The following is a 22,608-nucleotide window of genomic DNA, read 5'->3' on the forward strand; positions in this document are numbered from 1 at the left end:
GGGGCGGCCCCCATGCGTCTGATTTCCCTCTCGGCGACCGGTTACCGGTCGCTGCAGTCGATCCGGTTGGATATCCGCCAGCTTGCCGTGTTCGTTGGCGAGAACGGTGTCGGCAAATCCAACCTTTACCGCGCCATGCAGATGATCAAGGCGGCGGCCGAGGGCACGCTTTCCTATGAAATAGCCCGTGAGGGCGGTATGCAATCGGCATTGTGGACCGGCAAGCGCAAACCCGGTCCGGTGCGCATGGTCTTCAGCGCCTCTTTTGACGATGACGAGGAAGCGATTCGGACCGGGCATGCGGTGCGAACGGGATTTGCCCCGACTTACAGCATCGAGATCGGGTTGCGGCCTCCGGTTGCGGCAGGCTTTGCCTTTGAACCGCAGATCAAGGAAGAAAGTCTGACAATCGATTCCGGCCGCCGGCCGGTCGAGATGATGGGCCGCAAGGGTCCGGCGGTGTTTGCCCGCGACGATGGCGGCCGGAGAATAGAGCATCCGGTGCGCCTGCTTGATTCGGAAACCGCATTGGCGGCGCTCGGCAATGCGGGACGATATCCCGAAATCGGTGATTTGCGCGCCACCATTCTGGGATGGCGGTTCTACCACGGCTTCCGGACGGACCGCGATTCGCCGGTCAGGCAGCCTGCTCTGGCAATCACTGCGCCGATGCTGGATGAGGACGGCCGGAATCTGGCTGCCGTTTTCGCCACATTGGTGCACATCCGCGGGGATACCGCTGACCTCGACCATTGCATTGCATCGGCTCTCGGTGGTGCGGTGCTTGATGTGCCTGTGCCCGGTGAAACCGCGACGTTCGGTTTGCAGATGCCGGAATTCCCGCAGCGGATTTTCCGGCCCGAAGAGCTTTCGGACGGGCAGATCCGGTTCCTCGCCTTGGCTGGCGCGTTGTTGTCCTATCGCCTGCCCGGGCTTATCGCGCTGAACGAGCCTGAGACCAGCCTGCACCCGTCCATGCTTCCCGCCCTGGCGGAAATGATCGCCAATGCCGCGGAACGGACGCAGGTTTGGGTCGTCACCCATTCGCGTATCCTTGCCGATGAAATTGAAGCGCGAACCGGGGCGCGGGCCCTGACGGTGGTGCGCGACCATGGTGCTACGACCATCAAGGGCGTGCGCGTGTCGGGTAGCTATGCCGACGATGACCATTGAGCATCGTTCGCCCCGATTCTCCGCGAATGCGCCGTCGGGGAAATTATTTTCTCGGTGGGATGGAAACTTGGCAGATCGTAACTCTACAATTTAAGTAGAGATGACCAGAGTTGGAACAGGATTGTTTCAACAGGTCAGGATCACCGATGTTCACCCGCCGTCATTTCCTTGCTGCGACCACTGTTCTTTTCAGTCTCGGAGCGTTTGCGTCCGCTCAGGCGGAGGATCTGAAGATCACCATCGGCTATCAGACCGTGGTCGAACCTTCCAAGGTCCCGCAGGCGGATGGTGCCTATGAAAAAGCTGCATCCGCCAAAATCGACTGGCGGAAGTTTGATTCCGGCGCGGATGTCATCGCCGCTGTTGCTTCCGGCTCAGTTGACATCGGTTATGTCGGATCCAGTCCGCTGGCGGCTGCCGCCAGCCGCGAGTTGCCGATCCAGACCATTCTCGTTGTCGGTCTTATCGGGGAATCGGAAGCGCTGGTCGCCCGTAACGGCTCCAATGTCAGCAAGATTGCCGATCTGGCCGGCAAGAAAGTGGCTGTACCCTTCGTTTCAACGACGCACTACAGTCTGCTTGCCGCATTGAAGCATGAAGGCGTTGATTCAAAGTCCGTCAACATCCTTAACCTGCGTCCGCCGGAAATCGCCGCGGCCTGGGAGCGCGGTGATATCGATGCGGCCTATGTATGGGATCCGGCGCTCGGCCAGATCAGGACCAGCGGCAAAATCATCGTGGATTCATCCAAAGTTGCCGAATGGGGCGCGCCGACATTCGATGCCTGGATCGTCCGTACCGAATTTGCCGAAAAACACCCGGATGCCGTGCGTGATTTCGTCAAAGTGACCGGGGCGGCCTATGCCGACTATCTGGCGAAGCCGGAAGCATGGTCTGCGACATCGCCGCAGGCCGAAAAGATCAGCCGTCTGACGGGAGCAAAGGTTGATGACGTGCCGCTTCTGTTGAAGGGCTATGTTTTCCCGAACCTGACGGAGCAGGCATCCTCCAGGTTCCTTGGCGGCGATACGGTCAAGGCCATTGCCGCCACATCGCAATTTCTGAAGGAGCAGGGGAAGATTGACGCTGTCCTTCCCGATTACTCGAAATATGCAACGGCAAAATTCGTGGAGGCGGCACTCGCATCGAACTGAGTTCAAAACCTTGTAACGCGGGGGTGTTCATGTGTTCTTTCCGGTCTTCGGGGTTTCCTCTCCCCCGGAGACCGGGAAGGCCGTGAACGCCGCCGTTCAACCGGTAGACCCTATGGCACATCTCTTTCTCGATCATGTCTCCGTGCATTATGACGGTCAGGTGCAGCCTGCTGTCACGCAGGCAAGCATTTCCGTCCAATCAGGCGATTTCGTCGTCCTGGTTGGACGGTCCGGATGCGGAAAGACCACCTTGCTCAATGTTGCGGCCGGACTGGTGCCGCCGATCAGAGGAACCGTGACCGTGGATGGGAAGACCATCACGTCGCCCGGTGCCGATCGCGCCGTTGTCTTCCAGAATGACGCGCTGTTTCCCTGGTTGAGCGTGCGGGACAATGTCAGCTTCGCCCTGAAACTGCGTGGCGTACCCGCGCAGGAGCGGGATGCTGCTGCAACGCGCCTGCTTGAACGGGTCAAGCTCGATGGCATCGGCGGCAAGGCGATCTGGGAGTTGTCGGGTGGTATGCGCCAGAGAGTGGGCCTCGCCCGGGCATTGGCCGCAGAGCCGGATTTTCTGCTGATGGACGAGCCGCTGGGTGCGCTTGATGCCTTGACGCGAGAACGCATGCAGACCCTGCTTCTAGATATCTGGGCCGCCAACTCGGTCGGCGTTCTGATGGTGACCCACGGTATTGACGAGGCGCTGCTGCTGGCGACGCGGATCGTGGTGCTTGCCCCCGGTCCCGGCCGGGTTGTCAGGGAGATCGAGGCTGGTTTTGGCCGCCGCTATGCCGGCGGCGAACCTGTCCGGTCGATCAAGGCAGACCCGGCATTCAATCAAGCGCGTGCCGAGCTCGAAGATTCCATTTTCGAAGGAGAGGCGGTATGACGCTCTCCGTTGAAATCGGCCGGGATGTTGCTGTAGAAAGCGCCACGGAGCAACCTGACGGCAAAGGGGCAAAGCCTTCGGCGAAAAGGACGGCCCGCATTGCCAGCGCGGCAACCATTGCCGGCCTGCTGCTTGTCTGGATTGTCGCGGCACATTTCAAGCTGGTTTCTCCGGTTTTTCTGCCTGCGCCCTCGGCGGTGCTGTGGAAGTTCTATTCCGTCGCAACCAATGGCTTTGTCGACGCCACGCTGTGGCAGCACCTGCTTGCAAGCCTGCTGCGGGTGTTCGCGGCCCTGCTGCTTGCACTGATAGTCGCTGTTCCCGCCGGCATCGCCATCGGTGTCAGCGCCATCGGGCGCGGTATTTTCGATCCCATTATCGAATTCATCCGGCCCATTCCGCCACTGGCCTATCTGCCGCTGGTCATCATCTGGTTCGGTATAGGCGAGCCGTCAAAAATCCTGGTGATTGCCATTGCCATGCTGGCGCCGATTGCCATTTCCACCGCCGCTGGTGTCAAAGGCGCTTCGCTTGACCGGGTCAATGCGGCGCGCGCCCTCGGTGCTACCCGGTCGCAGGTCGTCCGCCATGTGATCTTGCCAAGCGCACTGCCCTCCATCCTGACCGGATTGCGCATTGCGCTTGGGGCGGGATGGTCAACGCTGGTTGCAGCGGAACTGGTGGCTGCGACGCGCGGTCTTGGCTTCATGATCCAGTCTGCCGCACAATTCCTGGTCACTAACGTGGTCATCATGGGCATTTTCGTTATTGCCATTGTCGCGTTCATTCTGGAAATCGGGATCAGGCGGCTGGAACGTATGGTGGTGCCCTGGGCCGGTCGGGAATAGATAACTCCCGTCGGCGGAAAGGTGTTGCGGGAAACCGCTTGGCCTTTGCTTTGGCTTGCACGACGCCGAGAAAACCAATCCGCATGCAGCTCATTATACGAAATATATTTTCTCTATAGAAATAGTCGAGTTTAATAGCATTGAGGTCATTCCTGATCACGGGAGGGTCCTTGGTATAATCCTGAAGACGCTCTCCCAAACCAAAGAATTGCGAGAGCCATGCCCAACCTGACGCGCAGACTATTCGGTGCCCTTGTCCTTGCAGCAACGGCCATCGCGGCAACAGCATCCCATGCCGCCGAACCGCTGCAGGAGTACAAGATCGGCTTCCAGAAGACGAGCCTGCCGGTCATTGCCCAGCAACAGAAGGTGATTGAAAAAGTTCTGGAGCCCAAAGGTATCAAGGTCAAATGGGTCGAGTTTGCCGCTGGCCCGCCACTGGTCGAGGCGCTGAATGTTGGCAGCATCAATGTCGGATGGGTCGGCGATGCCCCGCCGATCTTCGGGCAGTCCGCGGGCTCGGCCATTGTCTATGTCGCTGCCCTGCCATCCAATGGCAAAGGCGAAGCGATCTTCGTCAAGCCGGCTTCCCCGATCCAGTCCCTGGCCGATCTGAAAGGCAAGAAGGTCGGCGTCGGCAAGGGAACCAGCGCGCATAATCTGCTGGTGGCTGCGCTTGAGAAAGCACACGTCAGCTATGACGAGATTACCCCGGTTTATTTGAGCCCTGCGGATGCCGCAGCGGCCTTTGCCAGCGACAAGATCGATGCCTGGGCGGTCTGGGATCCGTTCTTTGCCATTGCCGAGACCCGCTATCAGCCGCGTATTCTCGCACGCTCCAGCGACGTGCTCGACGTCAATACCTATTTTCTGGCCAATCGCGATTTTGCAGCGGCACATCCCGATGTCGTGACCACGACCGTTGCCGCCCTGAAGGAAGCTGCTGCATGGGCCGAGGCGAACAAGGACAAAGTGGCAGCGGCGCTGCATGAGGTCACCGGCGTTCCGCTCGAAGCCCAAACCATCGCCGCCAACCGGTCGGTGTTCGGCATCTTCCCGATCACGCCTGAGATCATCGCGCATCAGCAGGAAACGGCCGACCGCTTCTTCAAGCTGAAGCTGATCCCCAAAGCCATCAAGATTTCCGACGCCGTCTGGACAGCCCCCGGCAACTGAACGGAACAACAGGGGATGCGGAAATCGCCCCTACCATGAAGAGAACTGGAACCACGCCATGACGCAGCCAGCAAATACCACACCAGCCCCGCTTGATTTCTTCTGGTTCATTCCCACCCATGGGGACGGAACCTATCTCGGTTCGGAAACGCAGCAGCGGCCGCCCGAGTTTGCCTATTTCAAGGAGATTGCCCAGGCCGTGGACCGGCTGGGTTTCCCCGGCGTGCTGTTGCCGACCGGCCAAAGTTGTGAGGATTCCTGGATTACCGCGACGGGTCTTGCCGCCCATACGGAGCGGCTGAAGTTCCTGGTGGCCCTGCGCCCCGGCATTGTCTCGCCGGTATTTGCCGCCCGGCAGACCGCTGCGCTCGACCGGCTGAGCAATGGCCGGCTGTTGCTCAACGTGGTTGTCGGCGGCAATCCGACAGAGCTGGCCGGTGATGGCGTTTTCCTGCCGCATGACCAGCGTTACGAACAGGCAGCCGAGTTCCTGAAAATCTGGCAGGGACTGGTGACCGGCGAGACCGTTGATTTTGAAGGCAGGCATTACCGGGTTCAGGGCGGGCGGCTCGATCTGCTGCCGGTGCAGACGCCGCCTCCGCTTTACTTCGGCGGTTCGTCCGATGCCGGCCAGGATCTCGCTGCCGAACAGGTGGACATGTACCTCACCTGGGGAGAGCCGGTGGCGCAGGTCGCCGAGAAGATCGAGCGGGCGCGCAGGAAGGCAGCGCTCAAGGGCCGCACGCTGCGGTTCGGCATAAGGCTGCATTTCATCGTGCGTGAAACCGAAGACGAGGCCTGGGCCGCGGCCGACAGGCTGATCAGCCGTGTGACCGACGCGCAGATCGAGATTGCACAGCAGCGCTTCCTCAAGGAAATGGATTCCGTCGGCCAGCGCCGCATGGCTGAGCTGCATGGCGGACGCCGGGACAGGCTGCTTGTCGGCCCCAATCTGTGGGCGGGCGTGGGACTGGTTCGCGGCGGGGCGGGCACCGCCCTTGTCGGCAGTCCCGAAAGCATTGCCGCACGCATCCGCGAATATCAGGACGTGGGTATCGATACGGTGATCGGCTCCGGTTATCCGCATCTTGAAGAAGCCTACCGCGTTGCCGAGTTGCTGTTCCCGAAACTGGGATTGGGCGAGCGCAGAAACACACCCCGGCAGGAGATCGCCAACGAATTTGCCGTTGGTTTCCACGGTGCCAAACGGCTGCAGGCGGCCTCATGAGCAGAGCGCTTCAGTCCATTGGCCGCAGCGCCGTAGGATGGCTGCTTCCCGCCCTGCTGCTGGCCGGGTGGGAAATTGCATCGCGTGCCGGTGTCATCTCGGCCAATGTCCTGCCGGCGCCTTCGGCCGTGGGCGCTGCCTTCTGGAAGCTGCTTCTGTCAGGTGAACTGCTCGAAAATATCCGCATATCCACGCTGCGCGCCTTGAGCGGCTTCGTTGTGGGCGGCGCCATCGGTTTTGGCCTTGGTCTTGCCAACGGGCTTTCCGCGCTCAGCCGCGGGCTCACCGATACCACCATCCAGATGATCCGCAATATTCCGCATCTGGCCCTCATCCCGCTGGTGATCCTGTGGTTCGGTATCGATGAGGAAGCAAAACTGTTTCTGGTGGCGCTCGGGGTTTTCTTTCCGATCTATATCAACACGCTCCTTGGCATTCAGGGCGTCGATCCGCAACTGGTTGAAATGGGCCGCATTTACGGCATGTCCCGTTCGCAGCTGTTCATGCGGGTTATCCTGCCGGGCGCCCTGCCGTCGATTTTCGTCGGGCTGCGCTATGCGCTGGGGATCATGTGGCTGACGCTGATCGTGGCCGAGACGATCTCCGCATCCTCCGGCCTCGGCTATATGGCCATGCAGGCGCGGGAATTTCTGCTGATCGATGTGGTTGTTCTGTCGATCCTGATCTATGCGCTCCTCGGAAAACTCGCCGATGTCCTGGCGCGTTCCCTCGAGCGGCTTTCCCTGCAATGGCACCCGGCCTTTCAAAACGTGTAAGGAATGACGATGACCGCAGCAACCATCACCGCCCGCCAATCCTTTGCTGAAACCACGGCCCGCGCCACCGTAACGGCACGCAAGATCGCCTTCTCGTTCCGTAACGTTACCAAACGCTTTGGCGACAAGACCGTGCTGCAGGGGATCGATCTTGACGTGCATGACGGCCAGTTCGTTGCCATTATCGGCAAAAGCGGCTGCGGTAAGAGCACATTGCTGCGGTTGCTGGCCGGGCTCGACAAGCCGACATCCGGCGAGCTGGTTCATGCCGATGAAACGAAGGATCAGAAGCGCACGCGCATCATGTTCCAGGAGCCGCGGCTGCTGCCGTGGGCGCGGGTTGGTGCCAATGTGGATGTCGGACTGACCGGAATCGCCAGAGGGTCCAAGGTTCGGCAGAAAAGCCTCGATATTCTTGCGGAAGTGGGACTTGCCGATCGCAGCGAAGAGTGGCCTTCGGTGCTGTCGGGCGGTCAACGGCAGCGCGTGGCCTTGGCACGTGCGTTGGTCGGGCACCCCCGCATTCTGGCTCTGGATGAGCCGCTTGGTGCGCTGGATGCCCTGACCCGCATTGAAATGCAGCAATTGCTGGAACGCATCTGGCTCGCCAAGAAATTCACGGCGGTGCTGGTGACGCACGATGTGGCAGAAGCCGTTGCGCTGGCGGATCGTGTTGTCGTTATCGATAGCGGCCGGATCGCCCTTGATCTGGCCATTCCGGTGGAGCGGCCGCGGCGGCATGCCTCGCCGGAACTCGCCTTTTTCGAGCGCCAGATTCTGGACCAGCTTTACACGCAAAGAACATCTTGAAGTTGAATGCATCGGGATAGACAATCGGATTGCATGCGGAGACCTGAACGATGAGCGCCCTACCCAAAACCGATACTCTACCAACACTCGATTTCGGCCGTTATCGCGATCCTGCGGACCGAGAAGCCTTCTTCGAGGATTTGCGCCATGCGGCACGAACCTATGGCTTTTTCTATCTGAGCGGTCACGGCGTTTCCGAACAGCTGCAAAGGGATATCGTTGCTGTTTCCAAGCGCTTCTTTGCCTTGCCGGAGGCGGACAAGATTGCCGTGGAAATGGTCAATTCCCCGCACTTTCGTGGTTACACGCGTGCCGGCTGGGAGCGTACCAAAGGACAGGCGGACTGGCGCGAACAGTTTGACGTGGGCGCGGAGCGGGCCGTTATCCGGCAGGATGCGACAACACCTGCGTGGTCGCGGCTGCAGGGCCCCAATCAATGGCCGGATGGCCTGCCCGACCTGAAATCTATCGTGCTGGAATGGCAGAGCGAACTGACGCGGGTTGCCATCGAGCTGCTGCAGGCCTTTGCAACGGCACTTGGGCAGGACAAGGATGTTTTCGCGCCCATCTACGAAAAGGCACCCAATCAGCACCTGAAGATCATCCGCTATCCCGGCCGCGATGCCACAGGCAGCGATCAAGGTGTTGGCGCGCACAAGGATAGCGGGTTTCTGACCCTGCTGCTGCAGGATGTGCAGGGCGGCCTACAGGTGGAAAAGGATGGCGGCTGGATCGATGCCACACCGGTTCCGGGGACGTTCGTCATCAATATCGGTGAAATTCTCGAACTGGCATCGAATGGCTATCTCAAGGCGACCGTGCACCGCGTCGTCTCACCGCCGTCGGGCAAGGACCGGCTGTCGGTGGCGTTCTTCTTCGGCGCCGATCTCAACGCCAATGTGCCATTGCTGACACTGCCGGACGATCTCGCGCACGAGGCAGGCGGTGCCGATACGGACCCGGACAATCCGCTGTTCCGGGAAGTCGGGCGCAATTATCTCAAGGGGCGCCTGCGCTCGCATCCCGATGTCGCGCAGCGCCATCACGCCGATCTGCTGTAGTCCCGCAGTGCGGGCGGGAAGGGCCGGATTTCCCAGCCTTCACCAAATCAAAACGCCCGCCGGTTCATCACCGGCGGGCGTTCCGTTTTGAAAGCTATCTGCCTTGATCAGGCGATCTTCTGACCGGTCTTGGCCCAGTCGGCGAGGAAGGTCTCGAGACCTTTGTCGGTCAGCGGATGCTTGACCAGCGCCTTCAGTGTTGCCGGTGGGATAGTGGCAACGTCGGCACCGATCAGTGCGGCTTCCTTGACATGGTTGATCGTGCGGATCGAAGCCGCCAGGATTTCCGTCTTGTAGTCGTAGTTGTCATAGATCGTGCGGATTTCGGCGATCAGGTCCATGCCGTTGATGCCGATATCATCGATGCGGCCGATGAACGGCGAGATGAATGTTGCACCGGCCTTGGCGGCAAGCAGCGCCTGGGTGGCGGAGAAGCACAGCGTGACATTGACCATATGGCCGTCGGAGGTGAGTGCCTTGCAAGCCTTCAAACCATCGAGTGTCAGCGGAACCTTGATGCAGATATTGTTGGCGATCTTGGAAAGAACCGCCGCTTCCTTCATCATCTGCTCATATTCGACAGCAGCAACCTCTGCGGAAACCGGGCCATCGACAATGCTGCAGATTTCCTTGGTGACGTCGAGGATACTGCGACCGGATTTGAGGATCAGCGACGGATTGGTGGTCACGCCGTCGAGCAATCCGAGATCATTCAGTTCGCGGATATCCTTCACATCGGCAGTATCGACAAAAAATTTCATTGGAGCAGTCCTCCTTAAATGGGGCTAAAGGGATGGTGTCCCGGAAAAGTGGCTTTTCTTTAAACGAAAGCCGCGCCAAGGTCACGAGGTTATGAAGCAAGATTCGCCTTCCGCGCAAAAAATTGTTCCGGTGCTCGTGCCTTTGCCGGCAGCGAAACCTTACAGCTATTCCGTGCCTGATGGAATGGCCGTGAAAGCCGGCTCAATTGTTCGTGTGCCCCTTGGTCCGCGCGAGGTTGCAGGCATTGTAACCGAGGGCGCGACCGATTCGGTTGATGCGAAAAAGCTGCGGCCGATCTCGGAGCTTTTCGATTGTCCTCCGGTCGATGACGGCATGATGCGTTTCATGCGCTGGGCCGCCGATTATACGATCTCGCCGCCGGGCATGGTGGCCCGGATGATCCTGCGCGTGCCTGCGGCCTTCGATCCCGAGCCGCCGGTGCCGGGGTTGCGTTTTTCCGGCCAACAACCTGAACGGATGACCGGTGCACGCTCGCGCGTGCTTGAACTTGCCGGGGATGGTCTTGCCTGGACGCGCACTGGCCTTGCCCACGCGGCCGGGGTTTCCGCAACGGTGATTGACGGGCTTTCGGCGCAGGGGGTGTTCGAGGACGTCATGATTCCGGCGCGTCCCGTCGTTGCGCCGCCCGATCCGGATTATGCGCCTGCCGAACTCTCCGGTGATCAGGCCGATGCCGCAAGGCAGCTGGTGGATGCGGTTACGGCGCACGGGTTCTCCGTGTCCCTGCTGGATGGCGTGACCGGTTCCGGCAAGACGGAAGTTTATTTCGAAGCGGTGGCAAAAGCGATCGAGCAGGGAAAGCAGGTGCTGATTCTCTTGCCCGAAATCGCCCTGACACAGCAGTTTCTCGAGCGCTTCCACGATCGATTCGGTTCAAAGCCGGCGGAATGGCATTCCGATCTCGCCCCGAAGACGCGCGAGCGCGTCTGGCGGCAGGTGATGGAAGGGCAGGTGCGGGTTGTCGCGGGCGCACGCTCGGCGCTGTTCCTGCCCTTCCAGGATCTGGGTCTTATCATTGTCGATGAAGAACATGACCCTGCCTATAAGCAGGAGGACCGCGTTTTCTACAATGCCCGCGACATGGCGGTGGTTCGCGGCCATATCGGCAGCTTTCCCGTCATCCTGGCTTCCGCCACACCATCCGTCGAGAGCCAGGTCAATGCACTGCAGGGGCGCTATACCCGCATCCGTCTGACCGGGCGTTACGCGGAAGCGGCAATGCCGGACCTGAGAGCCATCGACATGCGCCGCTCGCCGCCGCGTCCCGGTGGTTTCCTGTCCCCTGCGCTGGTCGAGGCGATGAACCAGACCTTGCAGCGCAAGGAACAGTCACTGCTGTTTCTCAACCGCCGTGGCTATGCGCCCCTGACGCTGTGCCGGGTGTGCGGGCATCGTTTTCAATGTGCCTGCTGCTCAAGCTGGCTGGTCGAGCACCGGTTCCGCGGTCAGCTCGTCTGCCATCAATGCGGCCACCATGAGCCGCGGCCGGAAGCCTGTCCCTCCTGCGGCACATTGGATCACCTCGTTGCCTGCGGGCCGGGTGTCGAACGGATTGCGGAGGAGGCGGAAAAAACCTTTCCCGATGCGCGGATCATTGTCCTGTCCTCGGATCTGATGGGTGTGAAGCGGTTGCGCCTCGAACTGGATGCCATTGCACGCGGCGAGGCGGATATTGTTATCGGTACGCAGCTCGTCGCCAAGGGGCACAATTTCCCCAATATGACGCTGGTGGGCGTTGTCGATGCGGATCTGGGCCTTGCCAATGGCGACCCCCGAGCGGCAGAGCGGACATTCCAGTTGCTGAGCCAGGTGACGGGCCGTGCCGGTCGTACCGGCAAGAAAAGTCTGGGACTGCTGCAAACCTATCAGCCGGATCATCCGGTCATGCGCGCCATTGTTTCCGGCGATGCGGAGGCCTTCTATGCGCGCGAAATCGAGGAGCGGGAACGGTCCGGCCTGCCGCCCTATGGCAGGCTTGGCGCGCTTATCATTTCAGCGGGAACGCGGGCGGAAGCGGAAAACCATGCGCGCGCGCTACGCCGTGCGGCACCGCACTCGCCCGAGATCAATGTTCTGGGGCCCGCCGAAGCGCCGCTTGCCCTTATCCGCGGGCGGCATCGTTTCCGGCTGCTGATTCACGGAACGCGCAAGGCTGATATCCAGAACTTCATTCGCGCCATTCTGAGTGCCGGACCAAAAGAGCGTGGATCAGTGCGCGTGCAGATTGATATCGACCCGCAAAGCTTTCTATAAGCAAACAGCGGAAATGGTTAACGCAGCGGGGACGCGGAAATGATGGAATTGTATTGGCCAGCCAGTCAGGGCGAATGGATCGCCTGGAGTTCTGCCGCCGTTACGGTTGTCTTCGGCCTGATCCTGTTTTTTGCGCCGCGCATTGCATTCAGGATTCTGCGCCTGCAACCTGTTCCGGCGCATCCCGAAGCGCTGTCCGAGGCGCGTGCGACAATGGCCGGCTTCTATCTGGGGCTTGGACTTTGCGCCCTTGTCTTTGCACAGCCTTTCCTCTGGATCGCGCTCGGCGTCTCCTGGGGCTTCACGGTTTTCGGCCGGCTGATCTCGATGATGTCGGACCGCGGCAATACGCTTTACAACTGGATTTCCGTTCTGATCGAACTGGCGCTGGCAGCCGGCCCATTGCTGTTCGCCTTCGGCTTTATCGCCTAGATATAGTTGAGTAGGTCATTCATAAAATTGCTGCTGCGGCAATTCTGACGCCAGTTTTCGCGGATTCGCGTGTTGCGACTCCTGCTTCTCTATGCTAGACGGCATTCAAATCTCGTCGGGGGCAGTTTCAGGGTTGTTTCCAAGGCGATAAAAAATCAATAATGCCAAAGATTTGACCGAAAATTCCTTTTGGTTTCCCGATTTTTGGCTTCAACGCAGAGAGCTTGTCGTTCGTGGCAGAAACTTCGTCGCTCATATCCGGTGTTGCCCAGCGTTATGCGGGTTCGCTGTTCGACCTCGCGCTGGAAGCAAAATCAGTCGCTGATGTGGAAAAGAATCTGGGCCAGTTTGAGGCGCTCGTCAATGGCAGCGCCGATTTGAGGCGTCTCATTCAGAGCCCTGTTTTCTCCGCGGAAGATCAGGTCAAGGCCATCTCGGCGATCCTCGCCAAAGCCAAGATCGGCGGCCTCGTTGCCAACTTCCTGCGCGTCGTGGCGACGAACCGCCGCCTGTTCGCGGTGCCTTCCATGATCCAGGCTTTCCGCAACATCGCTGCGGAGAATCGCGGCGAGGTTTCGGCCGATGTTACTTCTGCGCATGCCCTGACGGCAGCGCAGCAAACTGAATTGAAGGCCACGCTGAAAAGCGTCGCCGGCAAGGACGTGACAATCAATGTCACTGTTGATCCGTCGATCCTTGGTGGTCTCATCGTCAAGTTGGGGTCCCGCCAGATCGACACTTCACTTCGCACAAAACTTTCTTCGCTTAAGCTTGCACTGAAAGAGGTCGGCTGATGGACATCCGCGCCGCGGAAATTTCCGCAATCCTGAAAGAGCAAATCAAGAATTTCGGCAAGGAGGCAGAAGTCTCCGAAGTCGGTCAGGTTCTGTCCGTCGGTGACGGTATTGCTCGTGTATACGGTCTGGACAATGTTCAGGCTGGTGAAATGGTCGAGTTCCCGGACGGTACCCGTGGCATGGCCCTGAACCTTGAAAGCGACAACGTTGGTGTTGTTATTTTCGGTTCGGACCGTGACATCAAGGAAGGTGACATCGTCAAGCGCACAGGCGCTATCGTTGACGTTCCCGTCGGCAAGGAATTGCTTGGCCGCGTCGTTGACGCTCTTGGCAATCCGATTGACGGCAAAGGCCCGATCAAGGCGAAGCAGCGTTCGCGCGTTGACGTCAAGGCGCCCGGCATCATCCCGCGCAAGTCGGTGCATGAGCCGATGTCGACCGGCCTCAAGGCCATCGATGCCCTGATCCCAGTCGGCCGCGGCCAGCGCGAGCTGGTCATTGGCGATCGTCAGACCGGCAAGACAGCGATCATTCTCGATACGTTCCTCAACCAGAAGCCGGCGCACGATGCCGGTAACGAGAGCGAACGTCTGTATTGCGTTTATGTGGCTATCGGCCAGAAGCGTTCCACCGTTGCCCAGTTCGTCAAGATCCTTGAAGAACGCGGCGCGCTCGAATACTCGATCGTTGTGGCTGCAACCGCTTCCGATCCAGCGCCCATGCAGTATCTCGCACCGTTTGCCGGCTGCGCGATGGGCGAATACTTCCGCGACAACGGCATGCATGCGCTGATCGGCTATGACGATCTGTCGAAGCAGGCCGTGGCTTACCGCCAGATGTCGCTGCTGCTGCGCCGCCCGCCAGGCCGCGAAGCCTATCCTGGCGACGTTTTCTACCTGCATTCCCGCCTTCTCGAGCGTTCGGCCAAGCTGAACGATGAAAACGGTGCCGGTTCGCTGACTGCTTTGCCGGTTATCGAAACGCAGGCGAACGACGTTTCCGCCTATATTCCGACCAACGTGATCTCGATCACCGACGGTCAGATCTTCCTCGAAACCAACCTGTTCTATCAGGGTATCCGTCCTGCCGTTAACGTCGGTCTGTCGGTGTCCCGCGTCGGTTCTGCCGCGCAGATCAAGGCGATGAAGCAGGTTGCCGGTTCGATCAAGGGTGAGCTGTCGCAGTATCGTGAAATGGCTGCCTTCGCGCAGTTCGGTTCCGATCTCGATGCGTCGACCCAGCGTCTCCTCAACCGCGGCGCACGCCTTACTGAACTTCTGAAGCAGCCGCAGTTCTCGCCGCTGAAGACCGAAGAGCAGGTTGCCGTGATTTTCGCTGGTGTGAACGGCTATCTCGACAAGCTGGCTGTCAATCAGGTCAGCAAGTTCGAGCAGGGCCTGCTCACATGGCTGCGCACCGAGAACAAGGATGTTCTCGATGCAATCGCCAAGGAAAAGCAGCTGAGCGACGACATCAAGGGCAAGCTTAAGGCTGCAGTTGACGCCTTCGCCAAGTCTTTCGCGTAACCACTGACGGGATGAACGGATGCCTTCGTTAAAGGATCTGAGAAACCGGATCGCCTCGGTCAAGGCGACGCAGAAAATCACCAAGGCGATGCAGATGGTCGCCGCGGCGAAGCTGCGTCGTGCGCAGGAAGCTGCGGAAGCCGCGCGTCCCTACTCACAGCGCATGGCTGCAGTGCTGGCCAATATCGCCGCCAATGTGGACGGCGATGATGCGCCCGTGCTGATGAGCGGAACCGGCAAGGACGATGTGCATCTGCTCATCGTCTGCACGTCGGAGCGCGGTCTCTGCGGCGGTTTCAATTCGCAGATCGCCCGTCTGGCCCGCGAACATGCACGCCGCCTTCTGGCGGATGGCAAGACGGTCAAGATCATCACTGTCGGCAAGAAGGGTGCGGATATCCTGCGCCGCGATCTTGGCAAGCATATCATCGATCACGTTGATCTGCGCGATGTGAAGCAGCTCGGCTTTGTCAATGCCGATGCGATCGGTCACAAGATCATTGCGCTTTACAATGAAGGCGTGTTTGACATTGCCACGCTGTTCTATTCGGAGTTCAAGTCGGTGATTTCGCAGATACCGACTGCCCAGCAGCTGATCCCCGCAAGCGCTGTCGGCGATGCCGAACCGGAAACGGCAGGCGATGCGGTTTATGAATATGAGCCGGATCCGGCATCCATTCTTGGTGATCTGATCCCACGCAATATTTCCGTCCAGGTTTTCCGCGCTCTCCTTGAAAACGCGGCATCGGAACAGGGTGCGCGCATGTCCGCCATGGACAACGCAACCCGCAATGCCGGTGACATGATCAACAAGCTGACAATGTCGTACAACCGCCAGCGTCAGGCTCAGATCACCAAAGAACTGATCGAAATCATTTCGGGCGCGGAAGCGCTCTAATCGCGAAGGTAAGGATCGATGGCAAAAGCAGCGACCCCGAAAACACCCGCAGCCGCCAAAGCAGCTGCACCCAAGGCAGCGGCCGCAAAGACCGCTGCTCCGAAGGCTGAGGCAAAGGCTGCTCCTGCAGCAAAGACGGCCAAGGCATCGGCAACGCCAAAGACGACCGTGAAGGCAACCGGCACTGCCGGCCGCATCAGCCAGGTCATCGGCGCCGTTGTGGACGTTCATTTCGAAGGCGAACTGCCAAAGATCCTGAACGCGCTTGAAACCGACAACCTCGGCAATCGCCTTGTTCTGGAAGTTGCCCAGCATCTCGGTGAAAACACTGTTCGCACGATCGCCATGGACTCGACCGAAGGTCTGGTTCGCGGTCAGCCCGTGTACGACACCGGTTCGGCCATCATGGTCCCGGTCGGCGAAGCAACGCTCGGCCGTATCATGAACGTTATCGGCGAGCCGGTTGACGAAGCAGGCCCGATCAAGACGAAGCTGACCCGCGCTATCCACCAGCCAGCTCCGGAATATGTCGAGCAGTCGACGGAAGCCCAGATTCTGGTGACCGGCATCAAGGTTATCGATCTGCTGGCGCCTTATGCGCGTGGCGGCAAGATCGGCCTTTTCGGCGGTGCCGGTGTTGGCAAGACGGTTCTGATCATGGAACTGATCAACAACGTGGCCAAGGCGCACGGCGGCTATTCGGTATTTGCCGGCGTGGGTGAACGTACCCGTGAAGGCAACGACCTTTACCACGAGATGATCGAGTCGGGCGTGAACAAGGCTGGCGGCGGTGAAGGCTCGAAGGCCGCACTGGTTTACGGTCAGATGAACGAGCCGCCAGGGGCACGTGCCCGCGTTGCGCTCTCCGGTCTGACGGTTGCGGAACATTTCCGCGATGAAGGCCAGGACGTTCTGTTCTTCGTGGACAATATTTTCCGCTTCACGCAGGCTGGTTCGGAATTGTCGGCTCTGCTCGGCCGTATCCCGTCCGCCGTGGGCTATCAGCCAACGCTGGCAACCGACATGGGCCAGATGCAGGAACGCATCACCACGACGCACAAGGGTTCGATCACATCCGTGCAGGCCATTTACGTGCCCGCCGACGATTTGACCGATCCGGCTCCAGCGACATCCTTCGCGCATCTGGATGCGACGACGAACCTCAACCGTGCGATCTCTGAAAAGGGTATTTATCCGGCTGTGGATCCGCTCGACTCGACATCACGCATGCTCGATCCGCTGATCGTCGGTGAAGAACACTACCAGATTGCGCGTCAGGTTCAGTCGATCCTGCAGCGTTACAAGTCCCTGCAGGACATCATCGCCATTCTCGGCATGGACGAACTGTCGGAAGAAGACAAGATCACGGTCGCCCGCGCCCGCAAGATCGAACGCTTCCTGTCGCAGCCGTTCTTCGTTGCTGAAATCTTCACCGGCTCGCCGGGCAAGCTGGTTGATCTGGCTGACACCATCAAGGGCTTCAAGGGCCTTTGCAACGGTGACTATGATCACCTGCCGGAAGCAGCATTCTACATGGTCGGCTCGATTGACGAGGCGATCGAAAAGGCACAGCGTCTGGCAGCGGAAGCTGCCTGATCTGGAACATAATGGCGGGCTCCGGCCCGCCCTTTCTTGTCAAGGCCATCCCTTCTATCAGGTCAATGACCGCAGGAATTGAGTGAATATCATGGCAGAAGCCTTCCATTTCGAACTCGTATCGCCAGAACGTCTGCTGCTCTCGGAACAGGTCACCGAAGTTGTGGTTCCGGGCACGGAAGGTTACATGACCGTGATGGCCCATCACGCGCCACTGATGGCGACCGTCAAGCCGGGCGTTGTCACCGTGAAGACGCCGGATGGCAAGCCGGACAGCTATGTCGTGTTCGGCGGCTTCGTCGATGTGACGCCGGATGGCTGCACGCTCCTCGCGGAATCGGCGGTACACGTCACCGATATAAAGGCTGATGAACTTCAGAACCGTATCAAGGACGCCCGCGAAGACTTCGAAGACGCGACGACGCGGGAACAGAAGGCCAAGGCGGAAGATCTTCTCGGCCAGCTGACGACGCTGCAGGAAGCCATCAAGGCAGCCTGACCGGCTTATCCGGATTGATAGTTCAGAAAGCGGGCCTTTGGTCCGCTTTTTTGTTGTTTCAATTGCGCTTGAGCCGCAGATCAGCCCGCCAGATGCTTGAACGCAGCGACAACCTGCTCATAGACGGTGCGCTTGAACGGCACGATGAGGTCCGGCAGCTCGGTCATGGGTTTCCATGCCCACGCATCGAATTCAGCGGTGTGGCCGCCGGGAGGCGGGTTGATCGCGATCTCGCTTTCATCACCGGTAAATTCGTAGGCGAACCATTTCTGTGTCTGGCCGCGATATTTTCCCTTCAGGGCGATTCCGACAAGCGCGGGCGGCAGATCATAGTTGATCCAGTTCGGCGCCTCGGCAAGCAGCGAAACGGTTTTCATGCCCGTTTCCTCGTAGAGTTCGCGGCGGGCCGCAATTTCCGCGTCCTCGCCTTTGTCGATGCCACCCTGGGGCATCTGCCATAGCTGGGTCGACCCGTCCATTTCATCATTGGGTATGACAATGCGGTGCCCCGCCCAGACGAGTTTATCGGCATTGAGCACCATAATGCCGACGCAGGGCCGGTAGGGGAGCGTCTCGGGGTCGACATGTTTCTTGCTCATGCGAATACTCCGCTGGATGATGGGATAGTGATGGGTGCCTAGCCCTTTTCAGGATCACGGACAAGGGCCGAAACCGGTACGATCTCGATGCCACGGGTCTTGGCTTCGTTGGTCCAGGCGGCCACGGCATCCACGGTTACGCTGAAGGCCGAACCGGTGCCGATCGCCGTGCCTTTGGCCCGGGCGATACGCTCCAGCTCATCGAGTTTCTTGAGGATGCTGCCCCGGTCCTGCGTGCCATCAATCAGCACATCGGCGGCAGCAAAGGGGGTTCCCTGCTGACTGGCGATGGTGTCGGCCTGGCTGCGCGCGGAGCTGCCGTCATCGAGATAGAGCAGCCCGCGTTTCGCGATATCCTGCATGATAGGCGTCATGGCCTTGGCATCGGCGGTAAACCGGGCCCCCATGTAGTTTATGATGCCGGTGTAATTGGTGATGCGGCCCATGGCCTTGTGCAGATTGTCCAGTGTCTCGGCGGCGGGCGCATCGACCGTCAAGGTGTTGCGGCCGGGATTGACCCGCGGGTAATCAAAAGGCTCAAGCGGCACCTGCATCAGCAATTCATGGCCATTCTGGCGGGCCGTCTGCATCCACCGGATGAGGCTATTGCCTTCCGGGGCAAAAGCCAGCGTCACCTCCGCCGGGAGCATTGCGATTGCCTGCTGTGTACCGGTCTGGGACATGCCGAGCCCGCCAATGACGAGGGCGATCCGCGCGCCGCGGGCGCCCGACCATGACCGCGCATAGACATCGAGCGGCCGTCGTCCGTCCGGCCCGATGACCGGCAGGGAGCCGAGCGCGGTTGTCTCCAGCAGATCACGGTCGGGGATATGGGCGGTCAGCGGATTCTGGCTCGCTCTGGCGGGATCGCCCACGACGATGATTTTCGGGCCGCCGGGACTGGTGGTGACATTCCCTTGCGTGACGACGCCTGCCGGGGCCTTGTCGGATGCTGGTATCGTCTTGGCCGGCGCTGGCGGAGTTACCGCTGCCTGTTCGGGCTTTTCCACTTCCGGAGGCGGATTGCGAAATCCGTGATTGCTGGTGAACGAGATCAGCAGTGCGGCACCTCCCACCCCCAGCACGACAATGGCTGGCAAGAACCAGCGAGCGCCAGCCTTCGATTTGTCCTTGGGCCGTTTGCTGTTTTGTCCCAGCGGCCTGTTGATGTCGGAATTCACGCGCTTTGGCCGATGAGGAGGATGAAACGGAAGGAATGATCGGTGGGAAATGAAGTGGGGACCAGGTGTGTAAGAGCCAGCCTGATCCCCTTTGTCATATCAGTTCGGTACGCCCTTGGACGGGTCTGCCGGGAATGCCGCATTGGCCTGTTCGCCGCGCAGCAGCTTCAGGGCTTCGATCAGCTGCAGGTCGTCCTTCGGATCCGGCGGGACATAGGCAATCGAGCCCGATCCTTCCGCATCCTCCTGAACGCCCTTGATATGGCCCTTCAGGCTGGATTCGCTCATCGGTTCGGCCCGGCCCTTCAGATCGTCCGGCAGCGGCTGTTCGACCGCGATATCCGGCACGATGCCCTTGCCCTGGATCGATTTGCCGGCCGGCGTGTAATACAGCGCCGTCGTCAGCCGCAGTGCGCCGTTCTCGCCCAGCGGGATGATCGTCTGCACCGAGCCCTTGCCGAAGGACCGCGTGCCCAGCACCGTCGCCCGGCGATGATCCTGCAGCGCACCGGCAACAATCTCCGACGCACTGGCGGAACCGCCATTGATCATGACGATCATCGGCTTGCCGTTGATCAGATCGCCCGGACGGGCATCGAAGCGGGTGATGTCCTGCGGATCGCGGCCACGGGTCGAGACGATCTCGCCCTTGTCGAGGAAAGCATCGGAGACGGCAACCGCCTGGTCCAGCAGGCCGCCCGGATTGAGGCGAAGATCGAGCACGAAGCCCTTGAGCTTGTCGGCGGGAACCTTGCTCTGGATGTCCTTGATCGCCTTCTGCAAATCTTCAAAGGTCTGTTCGGTGAAGGAAATCACCCTGACATAACCGACATCGTTCTCGACGCGGTACTTGACGGCCTTCACCTTGACCACGTCGCGCACGATGGTCAGCTTGATCGGCTTGTCGGCGCCCTGGCGGATCAGCGTCAGCTCGATGGGGGTGTTGACATCGCCGCGCATCTTGTCGACCGCGTCGTTCAGCGACAGGCCGCGGACATCGGTTCCGTCGATCTGCGAGATATAATCGCCGGCAAGAACACCCGCCTTGGAGGCAGGCGTGTCTTCGATGGGGGCAATGACTTTCACAAGCTCATTTTCCATCGTGACTTCAATGCCAAGGCCGCCAAACTCGCCCTTGGTCTGCACACGCATATCCTGGGCCTGGTCGGCGTTCATATAGGACGAATGGGGGTCGAGCGACGTCAGCATGCCGTTGATGGCGCTTTCGATCAGCTTCTTGTCATCCGGCGGCGTGACATACTGGTTGCGCACCCGCTCAAAAATATCGCCGAAAATCGACAACTGCTTGTATGTGTCAGTGCCCGCAGCTTCTGCAACGGTTGTGGGCAGTGCACCCTGCACAACCACCATTGCCGTTGCACCCAACAGGGCTCCGGCCATGAGAAGCGTTAACCTACGTATCATTTGTGGTCCTTCCAGCGAGCCTATCCGCCCACCAGGGAGCGGGATTAACAGGTTTTGTATCTTTTCGGAACTCAATGTAAAGCATTGGCGCTCCATTTCCCAACGGAACGGTGCCGGTACTCGCAACAAGTTGCTCGTTCATCACACCAACCGGCTCTCCCGCCAAAACAAACTGATTCTGCGAAACATTGATTCTCTTCATTCCTGCCAACACGACATGATAGCCATTGCCGGCATCCAGGATCAAGAGTTGGCCATAGGAACGAAAGGCGCCGGCATACAGCACCACGGCGTCTGTGGGTGCGGTAATTGTTGCGCCTGCCGGGGTTTCCAGCGTGTCGCCCTGCACGACACCGCCCAATCCATCCTCGTCGCCGAAATGCCGAACCAGTTTTCCGGCACCCGGCATGGGAAGGTGTCCCTTCAGCGAGGCAAAATTCACCTTGGCTGACAGGCGTTCCTGGTTGGAGGCGAAATTGTCGGCCCGCTCCTTGCTGGCTGCGAGCTTCTGTTCTTCCTGCTGGTTCGCCGCGCTGGCTGCCTTGCGCGCCTCTTCCATGTCCTTTTCCATCGAGGCGATCAATTCGCGCAGGGATGTCGCCCGCCGGGCCAGTTCTTCCGCCCGCTGCTGTTCGGCCTTGCGCGTTTCCTCGGATGTTGTCTGCAGTTTCTGCTTTTCGGCCAAAAGCAGATCGAGACGCTTCTTTTCCTCCGCCTGGCCTGACAGGGAAGCGGTCAGACGGGTCTGCTCATCGGAAATCGATGTCCTGATCCGCGAGAGCTCCTTGAGATCGGCAATCAGCACTTCCGTCTGTTCGCGCATTTCCGGAACGACAGCGCCCAGCAAGACGGCGCTGCGGACCGACGCAAGGGCATCGTCAGGGCGAACGAGGATGGCGGGGGGCGGATTGAGCCCCATGCGCTGCAAGGCGGCAAGGACCTCAGCGAGCGCCGCGCGCCGGCCCTTGAGAGAGAGCTTTATTCCGTCTTCCCGTTCATGCAGATCGGTCAGCTTGTCGCCGATAGCGGCTATATCTTCAGTCAGTTTTTTCTCGGTCTTGGCCGACTGGATCAACGCGGCCGTCAGGGTGGTCTGATCCTTCTTCAGATCGGCAATTTCCTTGTCGAGGGAAGCCACGCGATCAGCAGACAAACTGATCTGGCCGGTGAGTTCGTCCAGTTGTTTGACGGTTTCAGCGCGCTTTGCGTCGACCTGTTCCTGCGCGTGCACCGGTGAAACGCAGGCAAACAGCAGGACAAGGAGGCAAGCACCCATGCGGGAACTCTTCCTTGAACCAATGATTGCATCTGTAACCCGAAAATGCATATGCGGACCGAAATGAATTAAGATTAGAGCCCGACAATAGGAAGACTTCGATTAATGAACTATTAACCATAGAGCATCCACGCGGGATATTAGCGTGATGCTAGCATTTTAGTGCTGATCGGGATGGCGGAATTACGACGTCAGCTTCACTCTTGCGTGAAACCGCGGCGGGATCAGCCG

Annotated in this window: 21 protein-coding genes; 16 read left to right on the forward strand and 5 right to left on the reverse strand. The window is 59.7% G+C overall.

The window, feature by feature from the left end:
• Positions 1 to 12 precede the first annotated feature (12 nt).
• The 9 genes from ACP7B1_RS01815 (at position 13) to ACP7B1_RS01855 (ending at position 9,112) form a co-directional block, all read left to right on the forward strand.
• On the forward strand, positions 13 to 1,173 hold the full coding sequence (locus tag ACP7B1_RS01815) for an AAA family ATPase (protein WP_346306638.1): 1,161 nt from the start codon (positions 13 to 15) through the stop codon (positions 1,171 to 1,173).
• A gap of 146 nt (positions 1,174 to 1,319) precedes the next feature.
• Positions 1,320 to 2,327, forward strand: coding sequence for a taurine ABC transporter substrate-binding protein (gene tauA, locus ACP7B1_RS01820; RefSeq protein WP_346306639.1), 1,008 nt, complete (start codon positions 1,320 to 1,322; stop codon positions 2,325 to 2,327).
• A 112-nt stretch (positions 2,328 to 2,439) separates the two neighbouring features.
• Positions 2,440 to 3,213, forward strand: coding sequence for a taurine ABC transporter ATP-binding protein (locus ACP7B1_RS01825; RefSeq protein WP_346306640.1), 774 nt, complete (start codon positions 2,440 to 2,442; stop codon positions 3,211 to 3,213).
• Entirely contained in the window at positions 3,210 to 4,061 is an 852-nt protein-coding gene (locus ACP7B1_RS01830; protein ID WP_346306641.1) for an ABC transporter permease subunit, read from the forward strand. The genes ACP7B1_RS01825 and ACP7B1_RS01830 overlap by 4 nt, the downstream gene beginning before the upstream one ends.
• A gap of 219 nt (positions 4,062 to 4,280) precedes the next feature.
• Positions 4,281 to 5,237 carry an aliphatic sulfonate ABC transporter substrate-binding protein gene (locus tag ACP7B1_RS01835; RefSeq protein ID WP_346306642.1) on the forward strand — a complete coding sequence of 319 codons (957 nt, stop codon included), beginning with the start codon at positions 4,281 to 4,283 and terminating at the stop codon, positions 5,235 to 5,237.
• Positions 5,238 to 5,295: 58 nt separating this feature from the next.
• Positions 5,296 to 6,465, forward strand: coding sequence for an FMNH2-dependent alkanesulfonate monooxygenase (gene ssuD, locus ACP7B1_RS01840; protein ID WP_346306643.1), 1,170 nt, complete (start codon positions 5,296 to 5,298; stop codon positions 6,463 to 6,465).
• Positions 6,462 to 7,241 (forward strand): ABC transporter permease subunit, encoded by a 780-nt coding sequence (locus ACP7B1_RS01845; RefSeq protein ID WP_346306644.1) that lies wholly within the window; start codon positions 6,462 to 6,464, stop codon positions 7,239 to 7,241. Before ssuD ends, ACP7B1_RS01845 begins: the two co-directional genes overlap by 4 nt.
• A 9-nt stretch (positions 7,242 to 7,250) precedes the next feature.
• Entirely contained in the window at positions 7,251 to 8,051 is an 801-nt protein-coding gene (locus ACP7B1_RS01850) for an ATP-binding cassette domain-containing protein (protein WP_346306645.1), read from the forward strand.
• 50 nt (positions 8,052 to 8,101) lie between these two features.
• Positions 8,102 to 9,112, forward strand: a complete 1,011-nt coding sequence (locus tag ACP7B1_RS01855; RefSeq protein WP_346306646.1) for an isopenicillin N synthase family oxygenase — start codon at positions 8,102 to 8,104, stop codon at positions 9,110 to 9,112.
• A gap of 107 nt (positions 9,113 to 9,219) precedes the next feature.
• Here the strand turns inward: ACP7B1_RS01855 and fsa are convergent, their stop codons facing one another.
• Positions 9,220 to 9,873: a fructose-6-phosphate aldolase gene (gene fsa, locus ACP7B1_RS01860; protein WP_346306647.1), complete on the reverse strand. Its 654-nt coding sequence runs from the start codon at positions 9,871 to 9,873 to the stop codon at positions 9,220 to 9,222.
• A 91-nt stretch (positions 9,874 to 9,964) separates the two neighbouring features.
• Between fsa and ACP7B1_RS01865 the strand changes: the two genes are divergently transcribed.
• The 7 genes from ACP7B1_RS01865 to ACP7B1_RS01895 all read left to right on the forward strand — a co-directional run bounded on the left by ACP7B1_RS01865 (position 9,965) and on the right by ACP7B1_RS01895 (position 17,896).
• The gene (locus ACP7B1_RS01865) at positions 9,965 to 12,148 is read left to right on the forward strand and encodes a primosomal protein N' (RefSeq protein ID WP_426136343.1); all 2,184 of its coding nucleotides are present in this window, start codon (positions 9,965 to 9,967) and stop codon (positions 12,146 to 12,148) included.
• 42 nt (positions 12,149 to 12,190) lie between these two features.
• A complete protein-coding gene (locus ACP7B1_RS01870) occupies positions 12,191 to 12,580 on the forward strand; it encodes a DUF4345 family protein (protein ID WP_223614129.1) in 390 nt (129 codons plus the stop codon).
• Positions 12,581 to 12,813: 233 nt separating this feature from the next.
• Positions 12,814 to 13,374, forward strand: coding sequence for a F0F1 ATP synthase subunit delta (locus tag ACP7B1_RS01875; RefSeq protein ID WP_223613798.1), 561 nt, complete (start codon positions 12,814 to 12,816; stop codon positions 13,372 to 13,374).
• Positions 13,374 to 14,903, forward strand: a complete 1,530-nt coding sequence (gene atpA, locus ACP7B1_RS01880) for a F0F1 ATP synthase subunit alpha (protein ID WP_182548638.1) — start codon at positions 13,374 to 13,376, stop codon at positions 14,901 to 14,903. Before ACP7B1_RS01875 ends, atpA begins: the two co-directional genes overlap by 1 nt.
• Before the next feature lie 19 nt (positions 14,904 to 14,922).
• Positions 14,923 to 15,801 (forward strand): F0F1 ATP synthase subunit gamma, encoded by an 879-nt coding sequence (locus ACP7B1_RS01885; RefSeq protein WP_346308057.1) that lies wholly within the window; start codon positions 14,923 to 14,925, stop codon positions 15,799 to 15,801.
• An 18-nt stretch (positions 15,802 to 15,819) separates the two neighbouring features.
• Positions 15,820 to 17,397, forward strand: coding sequence for a F0F1 ATP synthase subunit beta (gene atpD / locus ACP7B1_RS01890; RefSeq protein WP_346308056.1), 1,578 nt, complete (start codon positions 15,820 to 15,822; stop codon positions 17,395 to 17,397).
• A 91-nt stretch (positions 17,398 to 17,488) separates the two neighbouring features.
• A complete protein-coding gene (locus ACP7B1_RS01895; RefSeq protein ID WP_346308055.1) occupies positions 17,489 to 17,896 on the forward strand; it encodes a F0F1 ATP synthase subunit epsilon in 408 nt (135 codons plus the stop codon).
• Positions 17,897 to 17,976: 80 nt separating this feature from the next.
• On the opposite strand, the gene ACP7B1_RS01900 is transcribed toward ACP7B1_RS01895, so the two are convergent.
• From ACP7B1_RS01900 to ACP7B1_RS01915, 4 genes are all read right to left on the reverse strand, one after another.
• A complete protein-coding gene (locus tag ACP7B1_RS01900) occupies positions 17,977 to 18,495 on the reverse strand; it encodes an RNA pyrophosphohydrolase (protein ID WP_346308054.1) in 519 nt (172 codons plus the stop codon).
• A 38-nt stretch (positions 18,496 to 18,533) separates the two neighbouring features.
• A complete protein-coding gene (locus tag ACP7B1_RS01905; protein ID WP_346308053.1) occupies positions 18,534 to 19,676 on the reverse strand; it encodes a divergent polysaccharide deacetylase family protein in 1,143 nt (380 codons plus the stop codon).
• Between the two features lie 99 nt (positions 19,677 to 19,775).
• Positions 19,776 to 21,101, reverse strand: coding sequence for a S41 family peptidase (locus ACP7B1_RS01910; RefSeq protein WP_223613792.1), 1,326 nt, complete (start codon positions 21,099 to 21,101; stop codon positions 19,776 to 19,778).
• On the reverse strand, positions 21,091 to 22,428 hold the full coding sequence (locus tag ACP7B1_RS01915) for a murein hydrolase activator EnvC family protein (protein ID WP_426136348.1): 1,338 nt from the start codon (positions 22,426 to 22,428) through the stop codon (positions 21,091 to 21,093). The genes ACP7B1_RS01910 and ACP7B1_RS01915 overlap by 11 nt, the downstream gene beginning before the upstream one ends.
• Positions 22,429 to 22,608 lie beyond the last annotated feature (180 nt).

The sequence above is a fragment of the Phyllobacterium sp. SL163 genome (genome assembly GCF_049896885.1).
Lineage (GTDB): Bacteria > Pseudomonadota > Alphaproteobacteria > Rhizobiales > Rhizobiaceae > Phyllobacterium > Phyllobacterium calauticae.